This window comes from Amycolatopsis mongoliensis, from assembly GCF_030285665.1.
GTDB lineage: Bacteria > Actinomycetota > Actinomycetes > Mycobacteriales > Pseudonocardiaceae > Amycolatopsis > Amycolatopsis mongoliensis.
This window is the reverse complement of sequence record NZ_CP127295.1, coordinates 4,097,370-4,119,259: the sequence shown is the minus strand read 5'-3', so window position 1 is coordinate 4,119,259 and position 21,890 is coordinate 4,097,370. Positions and strand designations below refer to the sequence as shown.

Genomic DNA, 21,890 nt, shown 5'->3' with positions numbered 1-21,890 from the left:
TCTTTCCTCACACCCGCTCGATGATGGTCGCGACGCCCATGCCGCCGCCGATGCACAGGGTCACCAGGGCGCGGCGCGCCTGGCGGCGTTCGAGCTCGTCGACCACGGTGCCGACCAGCATCGCGCCGGTGGCGCCGAGCGGGTGGCCCATGGCGATCGCGCCGCCGTTGACGTTGACCTTCTCCTCGTCGAGGTGCAGGTCCTTGATCCACTTGAGCACGACGGACGCGAACGCCTCGTTGAGCTCCCACAGGTCGATGTCCTCGGGCTTGAGGCCCGCGGTCTTCAGCACCTTTTCGGTGGCCGGCGTGGGGCCGGTGAGCATGATCGTCGGCTCGGAGCCGATCGACGCAGTCGCCACGATCCGGGCGCGCGGCGTCAGCCCGAAGGTCTTGCCGATCCGCTCGGAACCGACGAGCACCAGCGCGGCGCCGTCGACGATGCCGGAGGAGTTGCCGCCGGTGTGGACGTGGTTGATCTTCTCGACCGAGTGGTACTTCTGCAGCGCCACGGCGTCGAAGCCGCCGAGCTCGCCGATGCCGGCGAAGGCGGGCTTGAGCTTGCCGAGGCCCTCGACGGTGGAGCCGGGGCGGCGGTGCTCGTCGTGGTCGAGGACCGTGACGCCGTTGATGTCCTTGACCGGGACGACGGACTTGGCGAAGTAGCCGCCGGACCAGGCCGCCTCGGCGCGGTCCTGCGAGCGGACGGCCCAGCGGTCGACGTCCTCGCGGGAGAAGCCCTCGATGGTCGCGATCAGGTCGGCGCCGGTGCCCTGCGGGACGATGTAGTTGTCGTACGCGGTCGTCGGGTCCATGAACAGCGCGCCGCCGTCGGAGCCCATCGGCACGCGCGACATCGACTCGACGCCGCCGGCGATGATCAGGTTGTCCCAGCCGGAGCGGACCTTCTGCGCGGCGGTGTTGGTGGCCTCCAGGCCGGAGGCGCAGAAGCGGTTGAGCTGCACGCCGGCGACGGTCTCGGGGAGACCGGCGTTCAGCGCGGCGGTGCGCGCGATGACCGCGCCCTGCTCGCCGACCGGGGAGACGACGCCGAGCACGACGTCATCGATCACCGTGGGGTCGAGGTTCGGGTGGCGGACCTTGAGCTCTTCGATCAGGCCGACCACCAGGTCGACCGGCTTGGTGCCGTGCAGGGCACCGCCCTTGTTCTTGCCGCGAGGCGTGCGGATCGCCTCGTAGATGTAGGCCTCGCTACTCACAGAACAACTCCTCGCGAGCGTGTGGGACGTCTTCGTACCGTGGCCGATGGTACCGGCCAGTAGGGCTAATGGCCATTAACATATCGCCGGATAACCCCATGGTGTCAATGGGTTGCAGGTGTGCCGTTAGCCGCTATCGTTCTTTCACCATGACCGAAGCCCGTAGTGCGCGACCCCGCGACCGCAAGGCCCAGCTGGCCGCGGTGGCGGCGGAGCTGTTCCGCGCGCGCGGCTTCCCCGGGGTCGGCATCAAGGACATCGCGGACGCGGCGGGCGTCACCGGCCCCGCGCTGTACCGCCACTTCGCGGACAAGCAGGCGATCCTGGCGTACGTGGTCCTGAGCGGCTTCGAGGACCTGGAGGCGGCGACGGCGGAGGCCTTGTCCGACTCCGTTCCCCCGCCGACCAGCTGGAAGCCCTGCTCACCCGCCTCGCGGCCCAAGCCGTCGAGCGCCGGGAGATCGCGGCGCTGTGGCGCTGGGAAGGCCGTCACCTCCCGAAGGAAGACCAGCGAGAGATCGCCCGCCGGTCCATGCTGGCGCTGGCATCGTGGTCGAAGGCGCTGCTCGTCCAGCGGCCCGAGCTACCCGCCGAGGACGCCGAGCTGCTGTGCTGGGCAGCCCTGTCGGTGTTCGGGAGCGTGTCCGTCCACCACACGTCGGTGGCGCGCCGCCGGTTCGCCGCACTGCTGGTCGAGCTGGCCCTCGGTGTGCTCAACGCCACACTGCCGGCGCCGTCTTCACCGCCGTCATCGCCGGGGGTGAGCCTTGGTACTCCGTCCCGCCGCGAGCAGGTCCTGGCGGCGGCGACGGGCCTGTTCGCCCAACGCGGCTTCCACGACGTGAGCATGGAGGACATCGGAGCGGCGGCGGGCATCGCAGGCCCGAGCGTCTACCGCCACTTCCCCAGCAAGGCCGCGCTGATGGTGGCGATCGGGCACCGAGCAGCGGACCGGCTGGCGTTGGCGGCCGAGCGTGCCTTGCAAGCACCGGACGAGGTCTCCGCACTGCGCCGCCTGGCGGGGTCGTACGTGCACACGATCCTGCACACGCCGGAACTGCTGGTGTCGTTCTCGGCGGACCGCGTGACGATGCCGGACCGGGACAAGGCGGATTTGCTGCGAGTGCAACGGGACTACGTCACCCAGTGGGTCACACTGCTTTCGGCGGTGCAGCCGGACCTGCCCCCCCGAGAGGCAAAGATCACAGTTCACGCGGCCCTGACCATCGCAAACGACCTGGCCCGCACCCGCCGGGTGGCAACCCGGCCCCACTTCGAGGCCGAGCTGACAGTCCTCCTGCACACGATTCTCGACGTCGCAGACTAGACGCAGCAGCAGAAGATCATTGTCGCGACAAAGGGACAATCAACCGGGAATTACGCCTCCCCGGCCGTACCCAAGAGCAACCCCTTCATAACACAGCGTGTCTAATTCGGCGACGCCCGACAAGTCAACCTCATCATCGAATACATGTTCGATCAAAATTTGGCCCCAGGACCCTGTTGCCAGCGAAAACACTTAACCGGGGTCACCCTATTGGAGCAGCGCTCGACGTGGTAACTTACGCTCCGTCCCTGCTGAATCGATGGTTATGGAAGAGGAATTATCGGCATGCGATCGCCGGATGGCAATGAGCAACCGGGGATCAGATCCGAACTCCTCGACCTGAGCGCGTTCTCGCTCTCAGAACTGCGAAAACTCGATCCCGTCGCGTTTCGCCGTTCGATTCGCCACGCTGCGGACCGGACCGCACACATCCCGGTGACCGCGAGCGGTAGTGGCGGCGCCAAACGCGTCGACTGAAGGCGAGCCCGAGAGCTCATGGTGCACACGAAGAATCACGTGACGTCCGAACCGGACCTGCACTCGATTTCCTGGGACGTCTTCGACAACCTGGCCGCGGGCACCGGTGGGATGAGCGCCGGGAGCGTGCTGCGCAGCGCTGATCGCAGTCGCCGGTTGCTCCTGTTGTCCGGTCTCGTGAACCTGGCGGAAGCAGATGGACGTGTGACAGGCCCGCTCGACTCCGTCGAGACAGCCTGGGATCTGCTGGTTCGAGCTCAGGAGACCGAGCCGGACGCGCTGGAGCGCGTGATCGCCCACCCCTACACGGGGAGCTGGGCGGGTTACACCACCCGGCTGATCGAGCAGGGACTGACGGGCGAGTGCCCACTCTGGGTCCACTACGGCTACCTCCACACGCTCGCTGCGGCCGCAGCGATCCACGCGGGCCTGCGGTTCACCATCCGGGTGCCGGTCTGGAACGACATCGTCGTGCTGCCGACGCTGGGCGCGGCTCGATTGACCGAAGGCGGCGGGTTCACCACTGCCGAAGTGCACGGAATGGCCGGATCCTTCATGATCAGCGGCGATCGCTCGCAGGCCGCGCCCGATACGGCAACCTGGAACCCTCTCCGGGAGTTCCGTTTCGAGTCCGAGGGCCGGGTTCTGGCTCTGCGGCTCGACGACCTGGACCCGCATCGTGGCCTCTACCACCCCATTCCGCCGGACCGGCTGACGGAGGCCGAAGCGGCGAACTGGCGGGACCTGCTCGGCGAAGCTTGGCGGCTGATCGTCGAGCACCTGCCCGAGTACGCGGAGACCTTGCCCGCCGGTCTGACATCGATCGTGCCGAACCCAGCCGTCCCGTTCCGGCTCCCCAGCGCGTCGACGGGCGAAGCCTTCGGGAGCGCGGTCATCGCCGGGCCCGAGGCCGAAGAGCCCGCCACCCTCGCCGCGGCCCTGGTGCACGAGTTCCAGCACATCCGGCTGGGCGGCCTCTTGCAACTGGCGCGGCTGCACGACGACGACCGCACCGAACGGCTCTACGCGCCGTGGCGGGAGGACCCTCGCCCGCTCGGAGGCTTGGTGCACGGGGTCTACGCGTTCTTCGGGGTTTCGGCTTTCTGGCGGGCGCTGTCGCGGGCGCAGCCGGAAAACCGGTTGGCCGCCTTCGAGTTCGTTCACTGGCGGGCCCAGACGTGGCAGACCCTCGAAGCGATCCGGGACGACGCCGCGCTGACTGACGCGGGACGACGGTTCCTGAACGAACTCGCCGCCGTCTTCGGCCCGTGGCAATCCGAACCGGGCGCCCCCGAAGCAGTGCACTGGGCGGAGAAGCTGGCCGCGGACCACTACGCTGGCTGGCGGCTCCGCCACGTCCGCCCTGAGCCGAAGGCGACAGCCGACCTCGTCCGGGCCTGGCTGCGCGGCGAGCCCTGCCCGCAGGTGGCACCGGGCGGCCGCCTCGACACCGTTTCGGACGGCGAGTGGGCGAACGCCCGTGCCGACCTGATCCGGATCCGGCTAGGCCAAGACGGAGAAATCAAGCTGTCGCAGGTATGGTCGCAGGTGCCGGGCGCACTCGAGGGCGATCACCGGTTGATCGCCGGCTCGGATGAGGAAGCCCGAACCGCTTACCGCGCTGTGCTCGGACAGGATCCGGAACACGCCGCAGCGTTGATCGGCCTCGGTCTTTCCCTGCCGGCCGGGCCTGCCGCGCACGCCTTGCTCAGCGTGCCGGAACTGGTCCGCGCAGTGCACCGGGAGCTGCGCGCTGCGAGGAGATCACCGGCGGTCGACGAGTTGGCCGGTTGGATCGGCGAAGCGCAGGCCTGACCGGGCTACAACGGCATCGGGTCGATGTCGCACTCCGCTCGGACAGCGTTCTCCGCCGCTGTAATCGCGGGATGGCCGGGGCGCAGCATCCGATCGGCCACGACGAGCACGTCCCGGTGCTGGCTCAACGCTTCGCGGAAGCGGCCGAGCCGCTCGAGGTCCAGGGCCCGGTTGAGCCGCGCGGCGAGAGTAGTGGGGTGGTTCTCGGGCAGCGCCCGGCGCAACCGCGCCAGAGTGTCGGTGTTCATCCGCAGGGACCGCTGCACGTCGCCGAGCGCGAACCAGTCGTTCGCCGTGTTGATCGCGCAGGCCAGAACGTGCGGATGGGCCGGCCCCAGCCGATCACGCAGGCCGGAGAGCGCACGTTCGTCCCGGGCCAGCGAGATCGCCGGATCGCCGAGCAGACGCAGGGTGACGCCGATGTCGGCTTCGGCGGCCAGCGTGTGTGGGTGTCGATCACCCAGGCTGCCCCGGTACAGCGACAGCGCCTGTTCGCCCAGCTTCAGCGACGCCGTCAGTTCACCGGCGTTGCGCAAGTCGATCGAATGGGCGAGCGCGCAAGCCATTGCGTTGGGGTGGTCCGACCCGTACTTGAGCCGGAACCGCTCGAGCGCGCTGCCCGACAGGGTCAGCGCCGCCTCGTGGTAACCGTCCTTGCGTTGTGCCACCGCGAGGTGGAGGTCACGACGGATTACACCGTCGGTTCCCGAACCGAAAAGCCCGCGGACCCGCTCCAGGACCTTCTCCTGTTCGATCCGCGCCCACGAGTAGTCACCTAGCTCGCGACGACAGATGATCATGATGTTCAGGGTGAGGATGGTCTTCCAGTTGTCGTACCCGAGGCTCTCGGACCGGCGCTCGTAGGTGTCCTCGCTGAGCCAGCGAGCCTGCTCGTAGTCCCCGGCCAGCAGGAGTGAGACGACGAGGTCGTGGGCTGCTTCGAGCGCGGTCGGATCGTCGTCGCCGAACAGCGAGCGGACCTTTTCGTAGGTCTGCCGGTTGAGGTCACGGGCGGCGAAGAAGTCGCCGCTGGACTTCAGTCCGGTCGCCACCAGCACTTCGGCACCCAGCGCCTGTTCCGACTCCGGACCGAAGGTCCGCCGGTAGAGCCGCAACGTCCGTCTGCTGACCTCCGACGACGCCTCGTACCGGCCGAGCACCCAGAGCACGAATCCGAGTTGCTCCGACGCGGCGAGCGTCTGCGGGTCCTCAGCACCGTACCGCTCCGTCCAGGCGGCGACGACCTCTTCGGACAGAGTGAGCGCGCCCACGTGGTCACCGGAGAAGTACAGGAACTTCATCAGGTTGAGTACCAACCGCCGGACCCACGGATCGTCACAGTCGATCAGCTCGGCGTGCCGGAGGTGCGGCAGCACCATCTGGTACTGCGGCCACTGCCGGGCCGCCTCCGGGTCGTTCGGATCGAGGTTGCCGAGCAGGAGGTGGGCACCGTGCTGCATTCGCGTACGGGTCTCGTCCGTCATCATCGCCCGCAGCACCAACTGCGCGAGCCGGTGCAGGAGCAAGGTGCCACTGCGGTGGTCCAGCTTTGCCAGCCGGCACCGGTTGATCTCCCGGAGTGCCCGGTCCAACAGGACCGGATCGCGCATCGCGGTGTCCAGCTCCGGCGCGATCGAAACACCGCGAACCCCGGCGAACAGGCTGCGGGAAACCGGTTCGGCGGCGAAGAACGCGCACACCTGGAGCAGCTGATGTGCGGCGGGGTTGCGGGTCGAGAGCCCGTCGAAGGAGACGTTCCAGGCCGCCGTCACGGAGATCTCGTAGTCGGTCTGCTGTGGGGACAAGGTGTGCAGCTCAGCCATCTTTTCGTCGAGCAGCCGGGTGTAGTCGGCGACCGGCATCCCGGTCTCGGCTCGCCAGGCCGCGGCCTGGGCCAGTGCGATCGGCAAGTCACCCAGCTTCTCCGCCAGCGCCTCGGCGTCGGCCATCGTGACCGTGCCATCCCTCCGGCGCAGGAGGTCGATGCTCTCGGCGCGGGAGAACCGGTCGACCTCGATCGGCTCCGCAGGGAAGGTGCCGGAGGCGGCGTCGCGTGCCGTGACCAGGATCCGCCCCGGCCCGCCAACCGGGAGGAACGGCAGGAGGAACTCGGGGTCATCGGCCGCGTCGAAAACGATCAGCCAGCGACGGTACGGCTGGCCGGCCCGGAGCGCGGCGAGGACAGCCGGTACCGCGGCGACCGTCTCGTCCGCGCCCGGCAGGCGCAGTTGCCGGGCCAATTCCATCAAGGACGCCCGGATCTGGCTCTCCTGGGTCGCGCTGACCCACCAGACGAGGTCGTGGTTACGGAGCCGCCGGTAGATGTACTCGACCGCGAGCTGGGTTTTGCCGAGGCCGCCCGGCCCGTGCAAGATCGCGCTGTCGGCCGATTCCAGGCTCGCACCGAGCCGGTCGAGCAGATCCCGGCGGCCGACGAACTCCGGATTGCGCGCGGGGACCGCGCCCCAGATCACCGGTGCATCGGTGGTGATCCGCCGGACACGGCGCAGGGAGGTGGCGGCTTCCTCCCGGACGTTCGCGACCAGCCGTTCGTCCGCGACCTCCGGTTCGACCGTGGCCGGCGGGCCCACGCCGTCCTCGTCTTCCCCGGCGTCGCCGCTCTCCTCCGCTGCGACCGCGAGTTCGCGCTCCCACTCGTGCAGCCGTTCGGCGCGCCAGGCGTACGGCCCGGAAAGGGCGCGCATCACCACGCGCTCGAGGGTGACGTCCGCACCCTCTTCGGGCAGGGCGGCCCGGTCGGGATCGGCCAGCGCGTCCGCGATCCTCAGCAGAACGGGGTGCTGCTCGCCGAACCGCTCTCCCGCCGCGATGACGACCTGCACGGTCTCCGAGCGCCGTCCGGTCGTGAGCAGAGCCTCGCGGACCGAAGCCGGGAACTCGAAGACGGCGTCGTCCCCGGTGAGGTCCGGACGGTCCGTCTGCGGCCCGAGGAGCCCGCTGGTGAACACCTCGGCGAGGTGGGACGTGTCGGCCTCGGGCACGAGTTCCGCCCGGACGAACCGGGCGATCGGCAGGCTGACCGGAACCGCGGCCAGCAGGGTCGCGAGCCGGAACGCCGGCGGCGTCGCGGCACCGAGGAAGCGCCGGACCCGCTCCTGGGCCGTCGGCGTCATGACCGGTTCATCGTCGTCCCCCGTCTCGGGCATCGGCTGGTCACGCGCGAGCAACACCGTGCCCGGCACCGCTTCGGTCACCGAGCGCGAAATGAGCCGCACCCACCAGCTGAACCACCGCCCGCCCAGCTCGAGAACCGGGACCGGCACGGCGCCGTTGACGGCCTTTTCGGGGTCCGCCATGGTCATCCAGACGTCCGGCAGGTCGAACCCGTAACGGCGGTTCGGCCGGAACGGACCGGGTGACGTCAGCAGTGCCCGATGCAGCGGAATGCCGGCCTTCTTCCACAAGTGCTGGGGCAGCAGGTGCACCAGAGCGACCGGCATGCCCCCGCTCCACTGCGCGAGCAGCGGCGAAACCAGGTCGCGTCGCCACGCCTCGCCGACCCCGTCGGTCAGGACGAGCATGAGCCGGTCGCCGTACCAGTCCAGGAGTTCGGCCACGCTGTGCTGTGGCGCGTCCGGGGTGCCGCCACGCAGCACCGGAGCCAGAGAGCCATCGGTCGCCCGGGTTTCCGTTTCCAGATACCGGATCCGGACCGTCCGGAACGCTCCGAGCTGCTGCACCAGCTTGAGGAACGACCGGACTTCCGGCTGCCACAAAGCCATCGACGACCCCGCGTCGACCACCACCGTCAGGTCGAGAACACGGGTCGTCGTGACGGGTTTGAGCACCGGAAGCCAGAGACCGTCCTGGACCGCTTGTTCAGCGGTCAGTTCCTCGTCCAGCTGGACATCGTCCTCCCGCGACGAGGGACGCAGCTGCTTCAACGGCCGGAGGGCCCGCAGGATGTCGGGACCACCGAGCATCGTCGACGATCTCGGCGGCCGACCGTTCCCGGCCGACCGGTCACCGCGCCCGGGGACGTCCCGTGCGAACCCTCCGACGACTGGACGGTGCCGACGCCTGGTGACCGGTTCCGGTTCCCTGGCCGAAGGCGCCGGCGGATCCGCGACCGGAGCCGGCTCGGGTTCCGGGTGCGGCGGCTCCGGCGACGACTTCGGCTCAGGCGGGCCGGACTCCGGTGCCGATTCGCCGGCTTGCCGCGCCACGGGCTCCCCGAGCACCGCCGCGAGCCAGACCGCGTCCGCGACTTCACTCCACGACAGGGCCCCGACGTGGGACGGGCGTTTGGACGGCTCCCCGGCCATCTCACGGCACCACGGAGTTCAACTGCCGCCAGATCGCGTCCACCAACCGGGGCCAGGACTCACCTTCGTCGCGGTATGCCCCCGAAGTCGCGAGGTAAACCGCTTCGAGGAGCTTGTCGACCGGCAACCCGCCGAAGGCCTCGCTGCGGCTGACGAACTCTTCGATGATGCGGGACCGATGGGCGTCGCTCGGGTCGAGCGCGTGCGCCGCCACCATCGCGGCCAGTTGTTCGATGTCCGGGTCCTGGATTTCGAGCCGGAGACACCGGCGCAGGAAGGCCGGTGGGAAGTCGCGGTCGCCGTTGCTGGTGATCACCACGAAGGGAAACGCGCGACACCGGACCCGGCCGTCCGAGATCGTGGCCTTCACATCCGGGTCGGCCGTGAAGACCGCGACTTCACGGCTGCGCATCCGCGCCAGTTCGGGGATCAGGAACTCACCGTCCTCGAACAGGCTGAGCAGGTCGTTGGGCAGATCCGCCTCACTCTTGTCCAGTTCGTCGATCAGCAGTACGCGTGGCTGCCGGCGCGGCAGGAAGACCGTGCCGAGTTCGCCGAGCCGCAGGTACTCGCCGATCGGCGGCTCGTGGTCGCCGTCCCGTCGGTCGCTGCGGGCGCCGGCCGCCTGGGCGCGGCCGATCGCGTCGTAGTTGTAGAGACCGGCCTTGAGGGTGGTGTGGGAGGTGATCGGCCACCGCAGCACCCGGCCCAGCCCCAGCTCCCGCGCGACCCGGTACGCGAGGCTCGACTTCCCGCTTCCCGGGCGACCGGTCACCAGAAGGGGACGACGCAGGTACAGCGCCGCGTTGACCATGTCGATCTCGTGCGGGTCGACGTGCCGGGCAAGCAGCCGGTGCTCGGAACCCAGCCGCCGGTCCGCCTCGCCCTCGTCCTGCGGCACGACGTCCTCGGCCGGCACCGGCCCACCGTTGAACGCGCGCCACGGCGGCGCCGGTGGAAGCAGGTCGGCCAGCGAACCGCCGGTCCGGGGATGGCCGGTGCCGCGGTAGATCCACCAGTCCGGCACCTCAGGATGCTCGACCGCGCTCATCTGAATCCTCCCGCATCGCGTCCGGCAGGTAAGGACCTTCGTCCAGGAAAAGCAATCTGCTCGGGTCGTCCCACAGGACGACCAGATCACGGGCGATCCGGAGGTCGACCGGATTGGTCACCTCGCGAAAGGCCGCCCGCCGGGAATCCTGCGTCCGTGCGGGCAGGTCACCGAGACCGCCGCCGTCGAGGAGCCACGCGACGACCTCGTGCAACACGTCGGTGGCGGCGTCGGGGTGCCAGAGCAGCACGGGAATCCCGGAGCGCAGACCCGTCGCCATCTCGTCTCCGCCGGGGCGCGGCCGCGTCGGCGGCGGACCGGCGAGAACCATCATCAGCCACTTCCCGTCGCTGAGAATCGCGTCGAGCCGATGACGCCCGGCGGTGTCCTGCGGCGAGCAGTAGTACACCCGCTCAGCGGACGGATTTCCGCTCATCGCCTCCCAGCGGATTCGCCACGCCCGATGCCATTGCCGGGAGAACATCCGCTCCAACGAGCGGATGACGATCGGATAGTCCAGGAACAGCGGCCGGGGGTCCCCGGTTTCGTGCTCCTTGCACCACCGGTGCACCGGAAGGTTCACGAGCGCCCGCGGCAGCACGAACTCGAGCGCCACCTCTTCCCGGTATTCCGACCAAGCCCGTTCCGCGTCGACGATCAGCTGGTCGACGTGATATTCCAGGTCCGCGCCGCGGATGGTGGCGATGCCGCCTCTGGCCGGTGGCCACTCCTGGGGATCCTCTTGGCGCCAATGGGAAACCACGTGCCGGTCGGGGTCGATCCCGTCCGGTTCCACCATGATCACCAGGTGCAGACGGAGTTCACCGCCGCCGTTGTGCTCGCGTTCGGTACGAAGTTCGCGCAACCGCGCCTCACCCTGCACCCGCCGGGCCTGCCAGGTGTTCCATTCCCGCAGTTCGTCACCGAGCGGGCGCGCGCACTTCGCGGCGACGAGCTCGACGAAGGCCAGCGCCGGCGGGAGCCCGTGCGCGGGGGTGTTGAGCTCGGTCAGCAGGCAGAACGCCTCCCACGCGTCGCCCGGATCGGCGGCCGGGCACGTCGCCGGGCTCGCCGCGCGCCGGACGAGGATGCCGAGCCGGGACGGGGTGAATCCCCTCAGCACGGAACGCAGCCACGACAATTCGGAATCCGGCAGGAGGTCGTGCATCCGCGGTTCGTGCACGAGCCGATGCAAGAGCTCGGATTCCGGGGAACCCGGCCGCAACATGCGTACGGCCTGATCGAGCGCGTGCATCCCCCCGTCCGCGCGGGCGCAGGCGTTGACGACATCGATCAGCTGATCCCGCCCGGTCGCGTGTTCCGAGAGCGTCAGCGGGAACCCGAGGTTGTCGTGAATCAATTCCAGCATCAGTGACCGGCCGGGCCGGTCGGCGGCCAGTCCGGCGTTGGCGAGAAGATTGACGATCGCCTCCCGGACCGCTACTCGGACCGTGGACGGGAGATGCAGCTCCCGGCCCGGTCCGTGGGTTTGCTCACCGGCCGACACCTGACGAACCACCTCCCCGCCCGGGTGCCCGGGACCCGTGATTTTACCCATCGTTCCCGGGCGGAATAGGGGCAAAAGGTGGACACAAGGTGGCGCGAACCGCGGCGGCCGATCGAAAACCGGTGCGTCACAACCGTTCGATGATCGCGGCGAGAGCGTCGACCTGTGGGGACTCCGGTTCCAGCATCCTGATCGCGTCCAGCAGGTCAGCAAGGCCACGGGTGAACCGCTGGCACGTTCTGGCCAGCGCGATCACGTGCAGGCGGTCTTCGGCGTGGTGCGGAACCACGTCCGCGATTTCCCGGCGGGGAAACAGGTCCAGCAGCAGGTGGCGGCTTTCCGCCTTGCGGACGCACGGCACCGCCAGCAACGCGTCCACCAACGTCGAAAATGCCTCCGCCACGACCGGTTGCGGCAATTCACGCGCCGGGAACCCGTTGACGGCCGCGCCCAGTAAACGCAGCCAAGCTTCCGTCTTCGTTTCCTTGACCGAAACGCGGATGCGGTGGTAGGAGGAGGCGTCCGCAGCAGGGTCGGCCCGCACGACGTCCTGGTAGAACGAATCCGAAACGATCAGCGCCAGTGCCGCGCCGGACCTCTTCAAGGCACTCTTCGCTTCCGGTGCATCCACCAAGCGGAACGCGTGGCTGGTCGCGTCACTGACCGTGCCGTGACTGGCCTGGTAGACCTCGCCGGCGTGGAACGCCACGCGCAATTGCACGTGCGCCTCTTCGGCGTGCACCGCGTTGTAGCGCCGCAGTTCCGCCAGCATCCGGTCGGGCAACGCGGCCACGAGGTCCGCTTTCGCCACCTGGGCGGGCAGTTGGATCATCGCACCGTCACCGGTGTTCTCCTGGAAGAGGACGTCCCAGGGCACACCCACCTCCGCGAACGAGGTGCGCAGCAGGTTCCAGAACCCGTCGTGCACGACCAGGCGGTGTGCCGTGGTGCGCTTGGGGTCGTTGTAACCGGCGATGTCCAGCGCCATGATCGTCTTGTGGTACGCGGCCGAGTCCATGACCACCGGACCTCCCCGAGTTCGCGGCAGCTCTCATTGTCACAGGTCACGCCGTCCACGGCCATGCTCGACCGAAGTCGCGGTACGCCACCGTCGTCGTCCGAACGGCGCACGGCATCCGTCCCTGTCGCAACGGCCGGAAATGCGGGACAATGCGAAGTGGGCCGACGGGGTCCGTTCTCCCTGCGAGAGGGGAATCGCGATGCATGCTGCACGCTCCAGTACGGAAGCGGGAATCGAATCCGCGGTCCTCGATCTCGGCGGTGTCCCTCTCTCGGAGCTTCGCACCCTGGACGGCAGCGAATTGCGCGAAGCATTGCGACACGTGACGGAGCGGGTTTCCTATATCCCGGTGACGGCGAGTGGCAGCCAAGGTGCCCGGCGAGTCGACTGATCGTGACTCCCGACGAACTGGTCCCCCACCACCTGTCGTGGACCGATTTCGACGCGTTCGCCCGCGGTGGCGGCGGTCCGGCGCTGGTGCGGCACCTTCGTGCGACCGAGCGGAGCAGACGGCTGCTCCTGCTGAGGGGAATCATCGACCAGGCGGCCAAATCCCCCGGGGTTTCCGCGCCGCTCCCGTCTCCCGAATGGGCATGGGAGCTGCTGGCCAGGATTCAGCAGCAGGCTCCCGCCGCGGTCGAAACGATTCTCGCCCATCCCTACACCGGGAGCTGGGCCGGCTACACCACGCGGTTGTGCCGCCAGGACGTGACCGGCGTCTGCCCCTTCTGGGTCCACCTCGGCCACGTGCACTGCCTGGCCGCCGCCGCGGCCGTCCGTGCCGGGGCCCGCTTCGAGGCTGAGCTCCCGATCTGGCAGGGAACCGTGTCACTGCCGACGCTCGGCATGGTCCGGCTGCGTACCGGCGAACCGTTCGGGGTGGCACGAATGTCGGCCGGGGACGACGGGTTCGTCGTTCGCAACCGGCACACCGAGGTCCGGCTACCGGACGATCTGAGCGTCGAAACCGCGGGCTGGCAACCCGTCCGCCGGATCACGAGCTGGCACGGTGACCGGCGGCTTTCGATCAGGCTCGACGACCTCGATCCCTACCGCGGCCTCTACGAACCGATTCTGCCGAAGCGGCTCACGGCACTGGAAGTCGAATCGTGGCGCACCGTCGTCGATGACGCGTGGCATCTTCTCGCCACGCACCTGCCTGACGTGGCTGAGGCCCTGCCGGCGGGACTCGAATCGCTGGTACCGGCCCCGGCCGTCGCCTTCCGGCTACCCAGCGCTTCCACCGGAGAAGCATTCGGCAGTGCGATCGTGGCGTACAGCGGCGATTCAGAGCAGCTCGCCGCCGCGCTCGTCCACGAGTTCCAGCACATTCGGCTCGGCGGCGTCCAGCACCTCGCCACCCTGCACACCGACGATCCCCGCGAGCGGTTGTACGTACCTTGGCGAGACGATCCGCGTCCGATCGGTGGTGTGCTGCACGGGATCTACGCGTTCTTCGGCGTGACCGGCTTTTGGCGGGCACTGGCCGCGGCCGAACCGGACAACACGCTGGCGTCGTTCGAGTTCGCACTCTGGCGATCGGCGTCCTGGCGAACCCTGCGCGCGGTGCGTCAGGACGAAAGCCTGACCGACACCGGACGCCGGTTCCTCGACGGGATCGCGACCGAACTCGCTCCCTGGCAGGAGGAACCGGTCGCGGCCGGTCCCGCTGCTTGGGCGGGAACCTCCGCACTCGACCACTACGCGACCTGGCGCCTCCGGCACCTGCGCCCGGACGCCGGTACCGTCTCAGCTCTTGCCGAGGCCTGGCGCCACGGGGATTCGTGGCCCAAGCTCGGCAAGCTACCGGAGTCGCGGACGCCCACGCCAGTTCCGGACGGCAGCTGGACCGACGCCCGGACCGACCTGATCCGGCTCCGGCTGGGCCGGGACGGCAGCACCGCCCTGGCCGAACACGGCCCCCGGGTTCCCGGCGCGACCGAAGCCGATCTGGCGTTGCTCGGCGGAGCCATCGAGTCGGCGGTGGAGGGCTACCGACACCTGCTGGTGGCGAACCCGGGCGGGCCGACCGCGATCGTCGGCCTTGGGCTGGCCCTCGCCGCGCGCGGCACAGGACCGGCCGCACGAGCTTTGTTACACCGCCCGGAACTGGTCCGGGCGGTGCACCGAGTACTCCGCGCGAGTGCGGGCGTCACCCCCGACGTCGAAACCGTCGCCGGCTGGATCGGCCGGTTCACCCACTGAAGAGGGCTACAGGGGCATCGGGTCGATGTCACAGTCAGCGCGAACACCGCGCGACGCCGCCACCGTGCCGGGGTGGGCCTCACCCAGGACCTGGCGATAGCGGCTCATGACGTCGACGTACAGCTCATCAGCCTGCTCCGCCTGTCCCAAAGTCCTGAGGTCGAGGGAATAGTTGAGCTGGACCGCCAGTGTGGTCGGGTGATCGTCGCCGAGGACCCGGCGTGACCGCGCCAGCAGTTCCGCGTCACGCTCGGCGGCGTCTTCGACGCGATCCAACGCCGCGAGATCACTCGCGACGTCGATCGCGCACACGATCGTGTGCGGGTGATCCTCGCCCAATTGCGCCCGGAACTCCTCCAGCGAACGTTCGTCCAGTAGCCGCGCGTTCGACGGGTCGCCGGACAGTCGCATGGTCACACCGAGGTCGAGCGCCGCAGAGAGCGTGTGCGGGTGCTTCTCTCCCAGGCTTTCGCGGTAGAGGTCGAAGACCTCCTCGCCCAGTTCACGTGCCCGTGCGAACTCGTGCGCGTGCCGCAGGTCGATCGAGTACCCAAGCGCACAAGCCAGTGCGTTGGGGTGCTTGTTTCCGTAACGAATGCGGAATCGGCGGAGGGCATCCTGGGAGATCTCCCTAGCCGCGTCGTGGTCGCCGTTCTTCCGGCATGCGACCGCCAAGTGGTATTTGCGGCGCAGGGTGCTGATGCTGTCCGTGCCGTAGGACTGCTCGACCCGGTCAGTGATCTGCTGCTGCTCGATCCGCGCCCACGGGTAGTCGCCCAGCTCGCGCCGGGCGATCACCATCAAGACCTGTGTCGTGACAGTCGACGCGTTGTCGTAACCGAGGACCTCTGCGCTCCTGTGGTAGGTATCGGCGGCCAGTTCGTTCGCCTGCCGATAGTCCCCCACCAAGAGCAGCGCCGCGACGTAGTCGTTGGCGGCAACCAGTGTGATCGGGTCGTCGTTACCGAACAAGCCACGTGCCTTGACGTAGATCTCTTCGTTGCGCTGGGCAGCTTCCGCGAATTCACCCCTCGCCTTCAGGATGACTGCGTAGGTCAGCGCTGCGCCAAGCGTCTCTTCCTGATCGGGACCGATCGACTCACGGTAGCGGTCGTAGGTGTCGTGGCTGGTCTTCGCCGCGTCTTCGTAGCGCCCGACGGCCCACTGGAAGAACGCCAGCCGCTCGGACGCCGCCAGCTCCTGCATCGGCGGGTCTTCGATGGGCGCTTCGCCCCTGCGCTGCCGTTCGAGCCGATCCTGTTCCCACGCTCCCACCGCGCGTTCTGCCAACGTGACCGCGCCGTCGTGGTCACCCCAGTGGTAGAGGAACTGCATCAGGTTGATCACCAGCTGCCGCACCCACTGATCCGTGCACTCGATCAGCTCGGCGTCGTAGATGTGCGGCAGTACCTCTTGATAGCGCTGCCACTGCCGAGGCGATTTCGGGTCGTTCGGATCGAGGTTGGCCAGCAACTGGTGTGCGCCGTGCCGCATGTCGTTGCGGTGCTGGTCCGACATGCGGTTGCGCAGGACCAGCTGCACGAGCCGGTGCAGGAGGATGGTGTCGGTGCGGTGGTCGATCTTCGCGAGGCCGAACCGGTTGATGTCGCGAATGGCTCGGCTCAGCTTGATCGGATCACGCAGCGCCGTGTCGAGATCGGGTGACACCGTGAGCCCGCGAACGCCGGCGAACAAGTTGCGCGACACCGGTTCTGGGGCGAAGAAAGCACAAACCTGCAGTAGCTGATGGGCCGCCGGATTGCTGACACTCAACTGGTCGAACGACACGTTCCACGCCGCGGCGACCGACGTTTCGTAGTCCTGCGGGCTCGAGGTCTCGAGGATTTCCGCGACCTTCGCGTCGAACAACTGCAGGTACTCCCCGGCCCTCATGCCGGTTTCGGCCAGCCAGGCCGCGGCTTGCTCGATCGCCAGTGGCAGGTCACCCAGCTTCTCGGCGATACGATCGGCGTCCGCGTCGTCGAGCTGGGGTCCGCGCCTGCTCAGCAGCGTCTTGCTTTCGCTGCGCTCGAAGATGGCCACCTCGAGCGGACGCGCCACCCCCGCCCAGTTCGGGTTGCGTGAGGTCACGAGGATGTCGCCGGTGCCGCCGACCGGGAAGAACGGGCGGACCATTTCCGGATCTTCGGCCGAGTCGAAAACGAGCAGCCACCGCCGGTACGGCCGGCCGAGGCGAAGTGCCTCCTTGACCGCGGGCACGGCGGTGATGGCCTCGTCGGCGCCGGGCAGGCGCAGGTGCTGGGCAAGTTCGGTGAGTGACGCGTGGATCTGGGTCGGCCGGGTGGCCTGGATCCACCAGACGATGTCGTAGTCCTGCAGGTGCCGGTAGATGTATTCGGTGGCCATCTGGGTCTTGCCGATGCCGCCCATCCCGTGCAGGGTGGCGGGCAGCACCGCCGTGGTGCCAGCGCCCAGTAGTTCACTCAGATGAGAGAGCAGGTCGCCGCGGCCGGTGAAGTTCGGGTTGGGCGGGGGAATCGCTCCCCAGACCGGGGGAACCTCTTCACCCGAACGCCGTACCTGTCGCGACGTCGACGCTCCGACGCTGGCCACCACGCTGGCCTGGTCGGCGAGTTTTTCCCTGATCTCCGGAGGGCGTTCGGTCGGGTCCTGGTTCGCCACATCGGTGGCAGCGGGTTCGCTGGGGATACTCGGCCCCTTGAGTTCCTGCGACATCGTGTCACTCACCGCCGGGATGCTAGCAGCGCTAAAGTCCACAGCGGAACCACGCAGACCGGGTGAACTCGGGGTACCGCCCCTATTGTCGATTCTAGCCAGCCGATCGGCTCGCGATAAGTACGGACCCGACAACGCACTCATCACATCTCGTTCGAGCGCTATCTCGGCACGTGACGCCGTCGCGGGTTCCGGGTCCGGTGTCGAGTCCGGCTCGACCAATGCCGCCTGCAGCCGGGCCAGCGTGGGGTTCTGCTCGCCGTACTGCCGGGACGCCGCCCGGACCGCGTGCGCGGTGTCCGATCTGCGCGCACCGCTGAGCAGCACTCTTCTGGTCTGGCCGGAGAATTCCCACGGGGTGTTGCGGTCCCAGGGCTGCCGATCGCCCTCGTGTCGTAGCAAACCGCTCGTGAACACCTCCACAAGGTGGTCCGGGCCGGAACCGGGCAGCATCTCCGCCTGCACCGCCGACGCGACGTCGAGATCGACCGGAACCGCGGCGAGGAGCGTGGCCAGCCGAAACGCCGGCGGTGAAGCCTGACTGTGAAAATCTCTCACTCGCTCGCTTGCGTTCACCTCATTCTCACGCGGATCCGGAATTTCACTCGATTCGGTTACTGTTTCCGCCGGACGGCCCCGAATCACCATGACGGAACATTTCCGCGGCACGCCGGCCCGGCCGGTGACGACCTCCCCCCATCTGCGGAACCACCGTTCTTCCAGTTCGAGCACGGGGACGGCGATCGAGTCCGCGGTCAGTTCCGCCTGATCGAGTTCGTCGAGCAGGAAGTCGGTCAGCCGGACGTGGTACGAGTCGTTCGGGCGCACCGGACCCGTGGTCGTGATCTCGGCGTTCTGCGCGTCGACGCCACCACGGACCCAGAGCCGCCGGGGCAGCAGGTGCACCACCGCGACCGGGACCTTGCGCCCCCACCTCGCCAGCAGTGGCTGTACGAGGTCCCGCCGCCACGCGTCGCTGATCCCGTCGGTCAGCACGAGCATCACCCGTCGCCCGGAGGAGTCGACCGGCTCACCGGCCCCTCGCGCCGGGCTGTCCGGCGTCCCGCCGCGCAGCACCGGCCCCAGGACCATGCCGCCCTCGGCACGCCCGGTCTTCCCCGTCTCCAGCAGCCGCACCTGGACCGAGCGGAAGATCCCGAGCCGCCGCTGGCACAGCGCGACGAACGCCGCGATGGTCGGGGTCCAGAGCGCCATCGACGGCGCCTGCTCGACCACCAGGGTCAGGTGCAGCCAAGGCCGGCGCGTGCGTTTCATGACCGGCAGCCACATGCCCGCGTTCGCGCTGTCGTCGACGGTCCGCTCCTCGTCGAGTTCGACGTCTTCCGGCTGGTCCGAGGGGACCTTCCGCTTGAACGCCCGGAAGGCGCGAACGAGCTTCCCGATGTCGGGCAGCGGGGACGTCGCCCCGGCCGACGGCGATTCCTCGCCGGCGTCGAGCAGGCCACCCGCACTCGCGGACACCCGGTGGTTCCCGAGTTCGGTCAGGACGACCGGCGGCAGGTCGGGAGGCGGCAGCCGAGCACCGCCGCGCCCGGGTTCTTCCCTCGGAAGCATCGGTGGAGGATGCACCGCGGCTGTCTCGGGCGGCTCGTCCCGGGTTGGAGGCTCGGTCGGGGCAGGCGGCTCAGGCTCGTTCACCGAGTTCGCCGCGATGGCGGCCATCAGCCACAGCCCGTCGGCGACCTCACTCGCCGTCAGGTCGTGGTCTTCAGGACCACCCGGGCTTTCCGGCATTTCAGTGCCCCTGCTGGTTCAGGTGCTGCCAGAGTGCTTCGACCAGCCCCGGCCAGCTCGGGTCGTCCGGCTGGTAAGCCCCGGACGTCGCCAGGAAGATCGCGTCGAGCAGCTTGTCCGCGGGCAGTCCCCCGAGCGCGGCCCGCCGCGTGACGAAGTCCTCGATCAGCACCGCGCGGTGCTTCGGGTCGAGGGCGTGCGCGGCGACGATGGCGGCCAGCTTCGCCGGTCCGGGATCCTTCATCTCCAGGCGCAGGCACCGGCGCAGGAACGCGGGCGGGAAGTCCCGTTCCCCGTTGCTGGTGATGATGACGACGGGGAACGCCGAACACCGGACGACCCCGTTCTCGATCTGCGCCGTGTAGCCGGGATCCGCCGTGAACACTTCGGCGACGGGTGCACTACGGGCGTCCCGCGCGAGCTCCGGGATGAGGAACTCGCCGTCCTCGAAGATCGACAGCAGGTCGTGGGGCAGGTCCGACTCGGCCTTGTCCAGCTCGTCGACGAGCAGCACCCGGGGCAGCCGCCGAGGCAGGAACGCCGTCCCCAGTTCACGCAGCCGGAAGAAGTCGCCGACGGGTCGTTCGCCCGTACCGGTGCCCCCCGAACTGGAGCCGTGGGTCTGCGATGCCTGCAGGCGGCCGATGGCGTCGTAGTCGTAGAGCCCGGATTTCAAGGTGGTCTGTGAGGTGACCGACCAGCGGAGCACGCGCCCGAGCCGCAGCTCGCGGGATATCCGGTAGGCCAAGGTCGATTTCCCGCTGCCGGGTTTCCCGGTCACCAGGAGCGGGCGGCGAAGGTACAACGCGGCATTGACCATGTCGACTTCGGCGCGGTCGGCGTGCCCGGCGGTGAAGCTCAGTTCCACGCCCAGGCGCCGGTCGGTCTCGGCGTCGTCCTGCGGCACGTCGACGGCCGGCGGCTCGTCGCCCCGGCGAAAGTCGCGCCACGGCGGTGGCGGTGGCAGCCGATCGGCCAGGTGCGTGTCCTGCAGCGGATGACCCGTGCCCCGGTAGATCCACCAGTCGTGCGTGCTTTCAGGACGCTCGGTCGTGCTCATCGGCACCCCCTCCCGGAACCGGGCCGGTTCCGCCGTCGGCGAGGGGGAGCATCCGGCTCGGGTCGTCCCATAGCACCACCAGATCCCCTATGATGCCGCCATCCGGGGACGACGACCGATTTCGAAGCGCGTCGAGCCGGTGTTTCCGGGTCAGTGCCGGCAAATTCCCCAAATCGTCACTACCGGCCAACCAGGTTACCACCTCACGCACGACTTCCGAAGAGACCGTAGGGTGCCATACGACGACAGGCAAGCCCGCGCGCAAAGCGGCGAAAAGCTCGTCCCGGCCGGGAATCGGGTTCGCCGGCGGAGTCGCTGTCAGCACCGTCATGAGCCACCGCTCGTCGCTGAAAATCGCGTCGAGGTGTTGATGATCTTCAGTGTCGCCGGGCTCGCAGAAATACACTCGTTCGACGGATGGCTCCTGCGCCCAAGAAGCCCACCGCCGCCGCCAAACCCGGTGCGAACGCCGGGAACTCATCCGCTCCAGTGAACGAATAACCGTCGGATAAGCCATGTACAACGGCTGCGGTCCGCCGAGCTCACGCTCCGTGCGCCAGGAGTGCACCGGAAGATCCAGCAAGCCGCGCGGGAGCACGAACTCGATGGCGGCTTCCGCGTCGCTTTCCGACCACGCTTCTTCCGCCGCGGAGATCGTTTTCGCCACTTCGTCTTCGAGTTCCGCCGTGTTGGCCACGACGGTTTCCCCACGAGGTGGTGGCCAGTCGCCCGGATCGTCCTGCCGCCAGTGCGAGATTTCGTACCGATCCGCGTCGACCGGGTCGGGGCTGATCATGATCATCAGGTGCAGTCGACCCGACCGCGATGGAGTGACCTGGGAACGAAGCTCGCGAAGCGCACCTTCGAGCCGAAGCCGGTGCGCCTGTCCGTCAGCCCACTTGCGCAGGTTCGCGGCCAGCTGTTCTTCGCATTCGGCCGCGATCACCTCGGCGAAGGCCACGACCGGTGGCAGCTCTCCGGGCGCGGCGTTGAAGTCCGCAAGGCCGGAAAAGGCCTCCGCCGCGTCCGGGAAAGCCGGCGCCGGGAAGACGTGCCGGGCGGCACGGCGAACGGCCGCCCGAAGCCCGGGTGGCGCGAATCCCTCGAGTTGCTGCCGGAACCGCTCTTGCTCCGATTCCGGTACCACATCCCGCAACGGCAGGGAATCCACCAGACCGCGGAACTGCGTGCACTCTTTTGTACCCGGCCGGAGGAATTCGAGCACGTCGGCCAGTGTCGGCAGGCCGTTGTCGAGCACGCTGCAGCCGTTGACGATCTCGATCAGCTGAGCACGAGGGGCCAGCTGGTCCGGCACCGTGAAGGGATTGTCGAGAGCTCGCCGCAACTCCGCGACCATCAACGTGCGGATGGACTTGTCGTCGGCGAAACCCGCTACCACCAGGACGTCGACGAGTGCGCGGCGAATCGCGATGCCGATGGGGGGCCGCCCTTGTCTTGCCGACACCGGCG

At 68.7% G+C, this 21,890-nt stretch carries 11 protein-coding genes and 1 pseudogene; 4 read left to right on the top strand and 8 right to left on the bottom strand.

Translation table 11 applies throughout. From position 1 onward, the window contains the following. Positions 1-7 precede the first annotated feature (7 nt). On the bottom strand, positions 8-1,219 hold the full coding sequence (locus QRX60_RS20050) for an acetyl-CoA C-acetyltransferase (protein WP_286002288.1): 1,212 nt from the start codon (positions 1,217-1,219) through the stop codon (positions 8-10). A gap of 149 nt (positions 1,220-1,368) precedes the next feature. Here QRX60_RS20050 and QRX60_RS20045 point away from each other — a divergent pair. The 3 genes and pseudogenes from QRX60_RS20045 to QRX60_RS20035 all read left to right on the top strand — a co-directional run bounded on the left by QRX60_RS20045 (position 1,369) and on the right by QRX60_RS20035 (position 4,838). Continuing rightward, a pseudogene (locus QRX60_RS20045) lies at positions 1,369-2,546 on the top strand (TetR/AcrR family transcriptional regulator). A 285-nt stretch (positions 2,547-2,831) separates the two neighbouring features. After that, on the top strand, positions 2,832-3,023 hold the full coding sequence (locus QRX60_RS20040) for a hypothetical protein (protein ID WP_286002287.1): 192 nt from the start codon (positions 2,832-2,834) through the stop codon (positions 3,021-3,023). An 18-nt stretch (positions 3,024-3,041) separates the two neighbouring features. After that, positions 3,042-4,838 carry an HEXXH motif domain-containing protein gene (locus QRX60_RS20035; protein WP_286002286.1) on the top strand — a complete coding sequence of 599 codons (1,797 nt, stop codon included), beginning with the start codon at positions 3,042-3,044 and terminating at the stop codon, positions 4,836-4,838. Between the two features lie 5 nt (positions 4,839-4,843). Here QRX60_RS20035 and fxsT (QRX60_RS20030) read toward each other — a convergent pair whose 3' ends face one another. From fxsT (QRX60_RS20030) to QRX60_RS20015, 4 genes are all read right to left on the bottom strand, one after another. Continuing rightward, the gene (gene fxsT, locus QRX60_RS20030) at positions 4,844-9,124 is read right to left on the bottom strand and encodes an FxSxx-COOH system tetratricopeptide repeat protein (RefSeq protein WP_286002285.1); all 4,281 of its coding nucleotides are present in this window, start codon (positions 9,122-9,124) and stop codon (positions 4,844-4,846) included. A gap of 1 nt (position 9,125) precedes the next feature. After that, positions 9,126-10,175 carry an AAA family ATPase gene (locus QRX60_RS20025; protein ID WP_286002284.1) on the bottom strand — a complete coding sequence of 350 codons (1,050 nt, stop codon included), beginning with the start codon at positions 10,173-10,175 and terminating at the stop codon, positions 9,126-9,128. Next, on the bottom strand, positions 10,153-11,682 hold the full coding sequence (locus tag QRX60_RS20020; protein WP_286002283.1) for a VMAP-C domain-containing protein: 1,530 nt from the start codon (positions 11,680-11,682) through the stop codon (positions 10,153-10,155). Before QRX60_RS20020 ends, QRX60_RS20025 begins: the two co-directional genes overlap by 23 nt. 127 nt (positions 11,683-11,809) lie before the next feature. Continuing rightward, on the bottom strand, positions 11,810-12,700 hold the full coding sequence (locus tag QRX60_RS20015; RefSeq protein ID WP_286003650.1) for an effector-associated domain 2-containing protein: 891 nt from the start codon (positions 12,698-12,700) through the stop codon (positions 11,810-11,812). Positions 12,701-13,096: 396 nt separating this feature from the next. Here QRX60_RS20015 and QRX60_RS20010 point away from each other — a divergent pair, with 396 nt between their 5' ends. Continuing rightward, positions 13,097-14,908: an HEXXH motif domain-containing protein gene (locus QRX60_RS20010; protein ID WP_286002282.1), complete on the top strand. Its 1,812-nt coding sequence runs from the start codon at positions 13,097-13,099 to the stop codon at positions 14,906-14,908. Between the two features lie 6 nt (positions 14,909-14,914). Here QRX60_RS20010 and fxsT (QRX60_RS20005) read toward each other — a convergent pair whose 3' ends face one another. From fxsT (QRX60_RS20005) to QRX60_RS19995, 3 genes are read right to left on the bottom strand one after another with little or no spacing between them, the layout of a single operon-like run. Continuing rightward, entirely contained in the window at positions 14,915-19,360 is a 4,446-nt protein-coding gene (fxsT, locus tag QRX60_RS20005) for an FxSxx-COOH system tetratricopeptide repeat protein (RefSeq protein ID WP_286002281.1), read from the bottom strand. A 1-nt stretch (position 19,361) separates the two neighbouring features. Further along, on the bottom strand, positions 19,362-20,420 hold the full coding sequence (locus QRX60_RS20000; protein ID WP_286002280.1) for an AAA family ATPase: 1,059 nt from the start codon (positions 20,418-20,420) through the stop codon (positions 19,362-19,364). Next, positions 20,398-21,885 (bottom strand): VMAP-C domain-containing protein, encoded by a 1,488-nt coding sequence (locus tag QRX60_RS19995; protein WP_286002279.1) that lies wholly within the window; start codon positions 21,883-21,885, stop codon positions 20,398-20,400. Before QRX60_RS19995 ends, QRX60_RS20000 begins: the two co-directional genes overlap by 23 nt. Positions 21,886-21,890 lie beyond the last annotated feature (5 nt).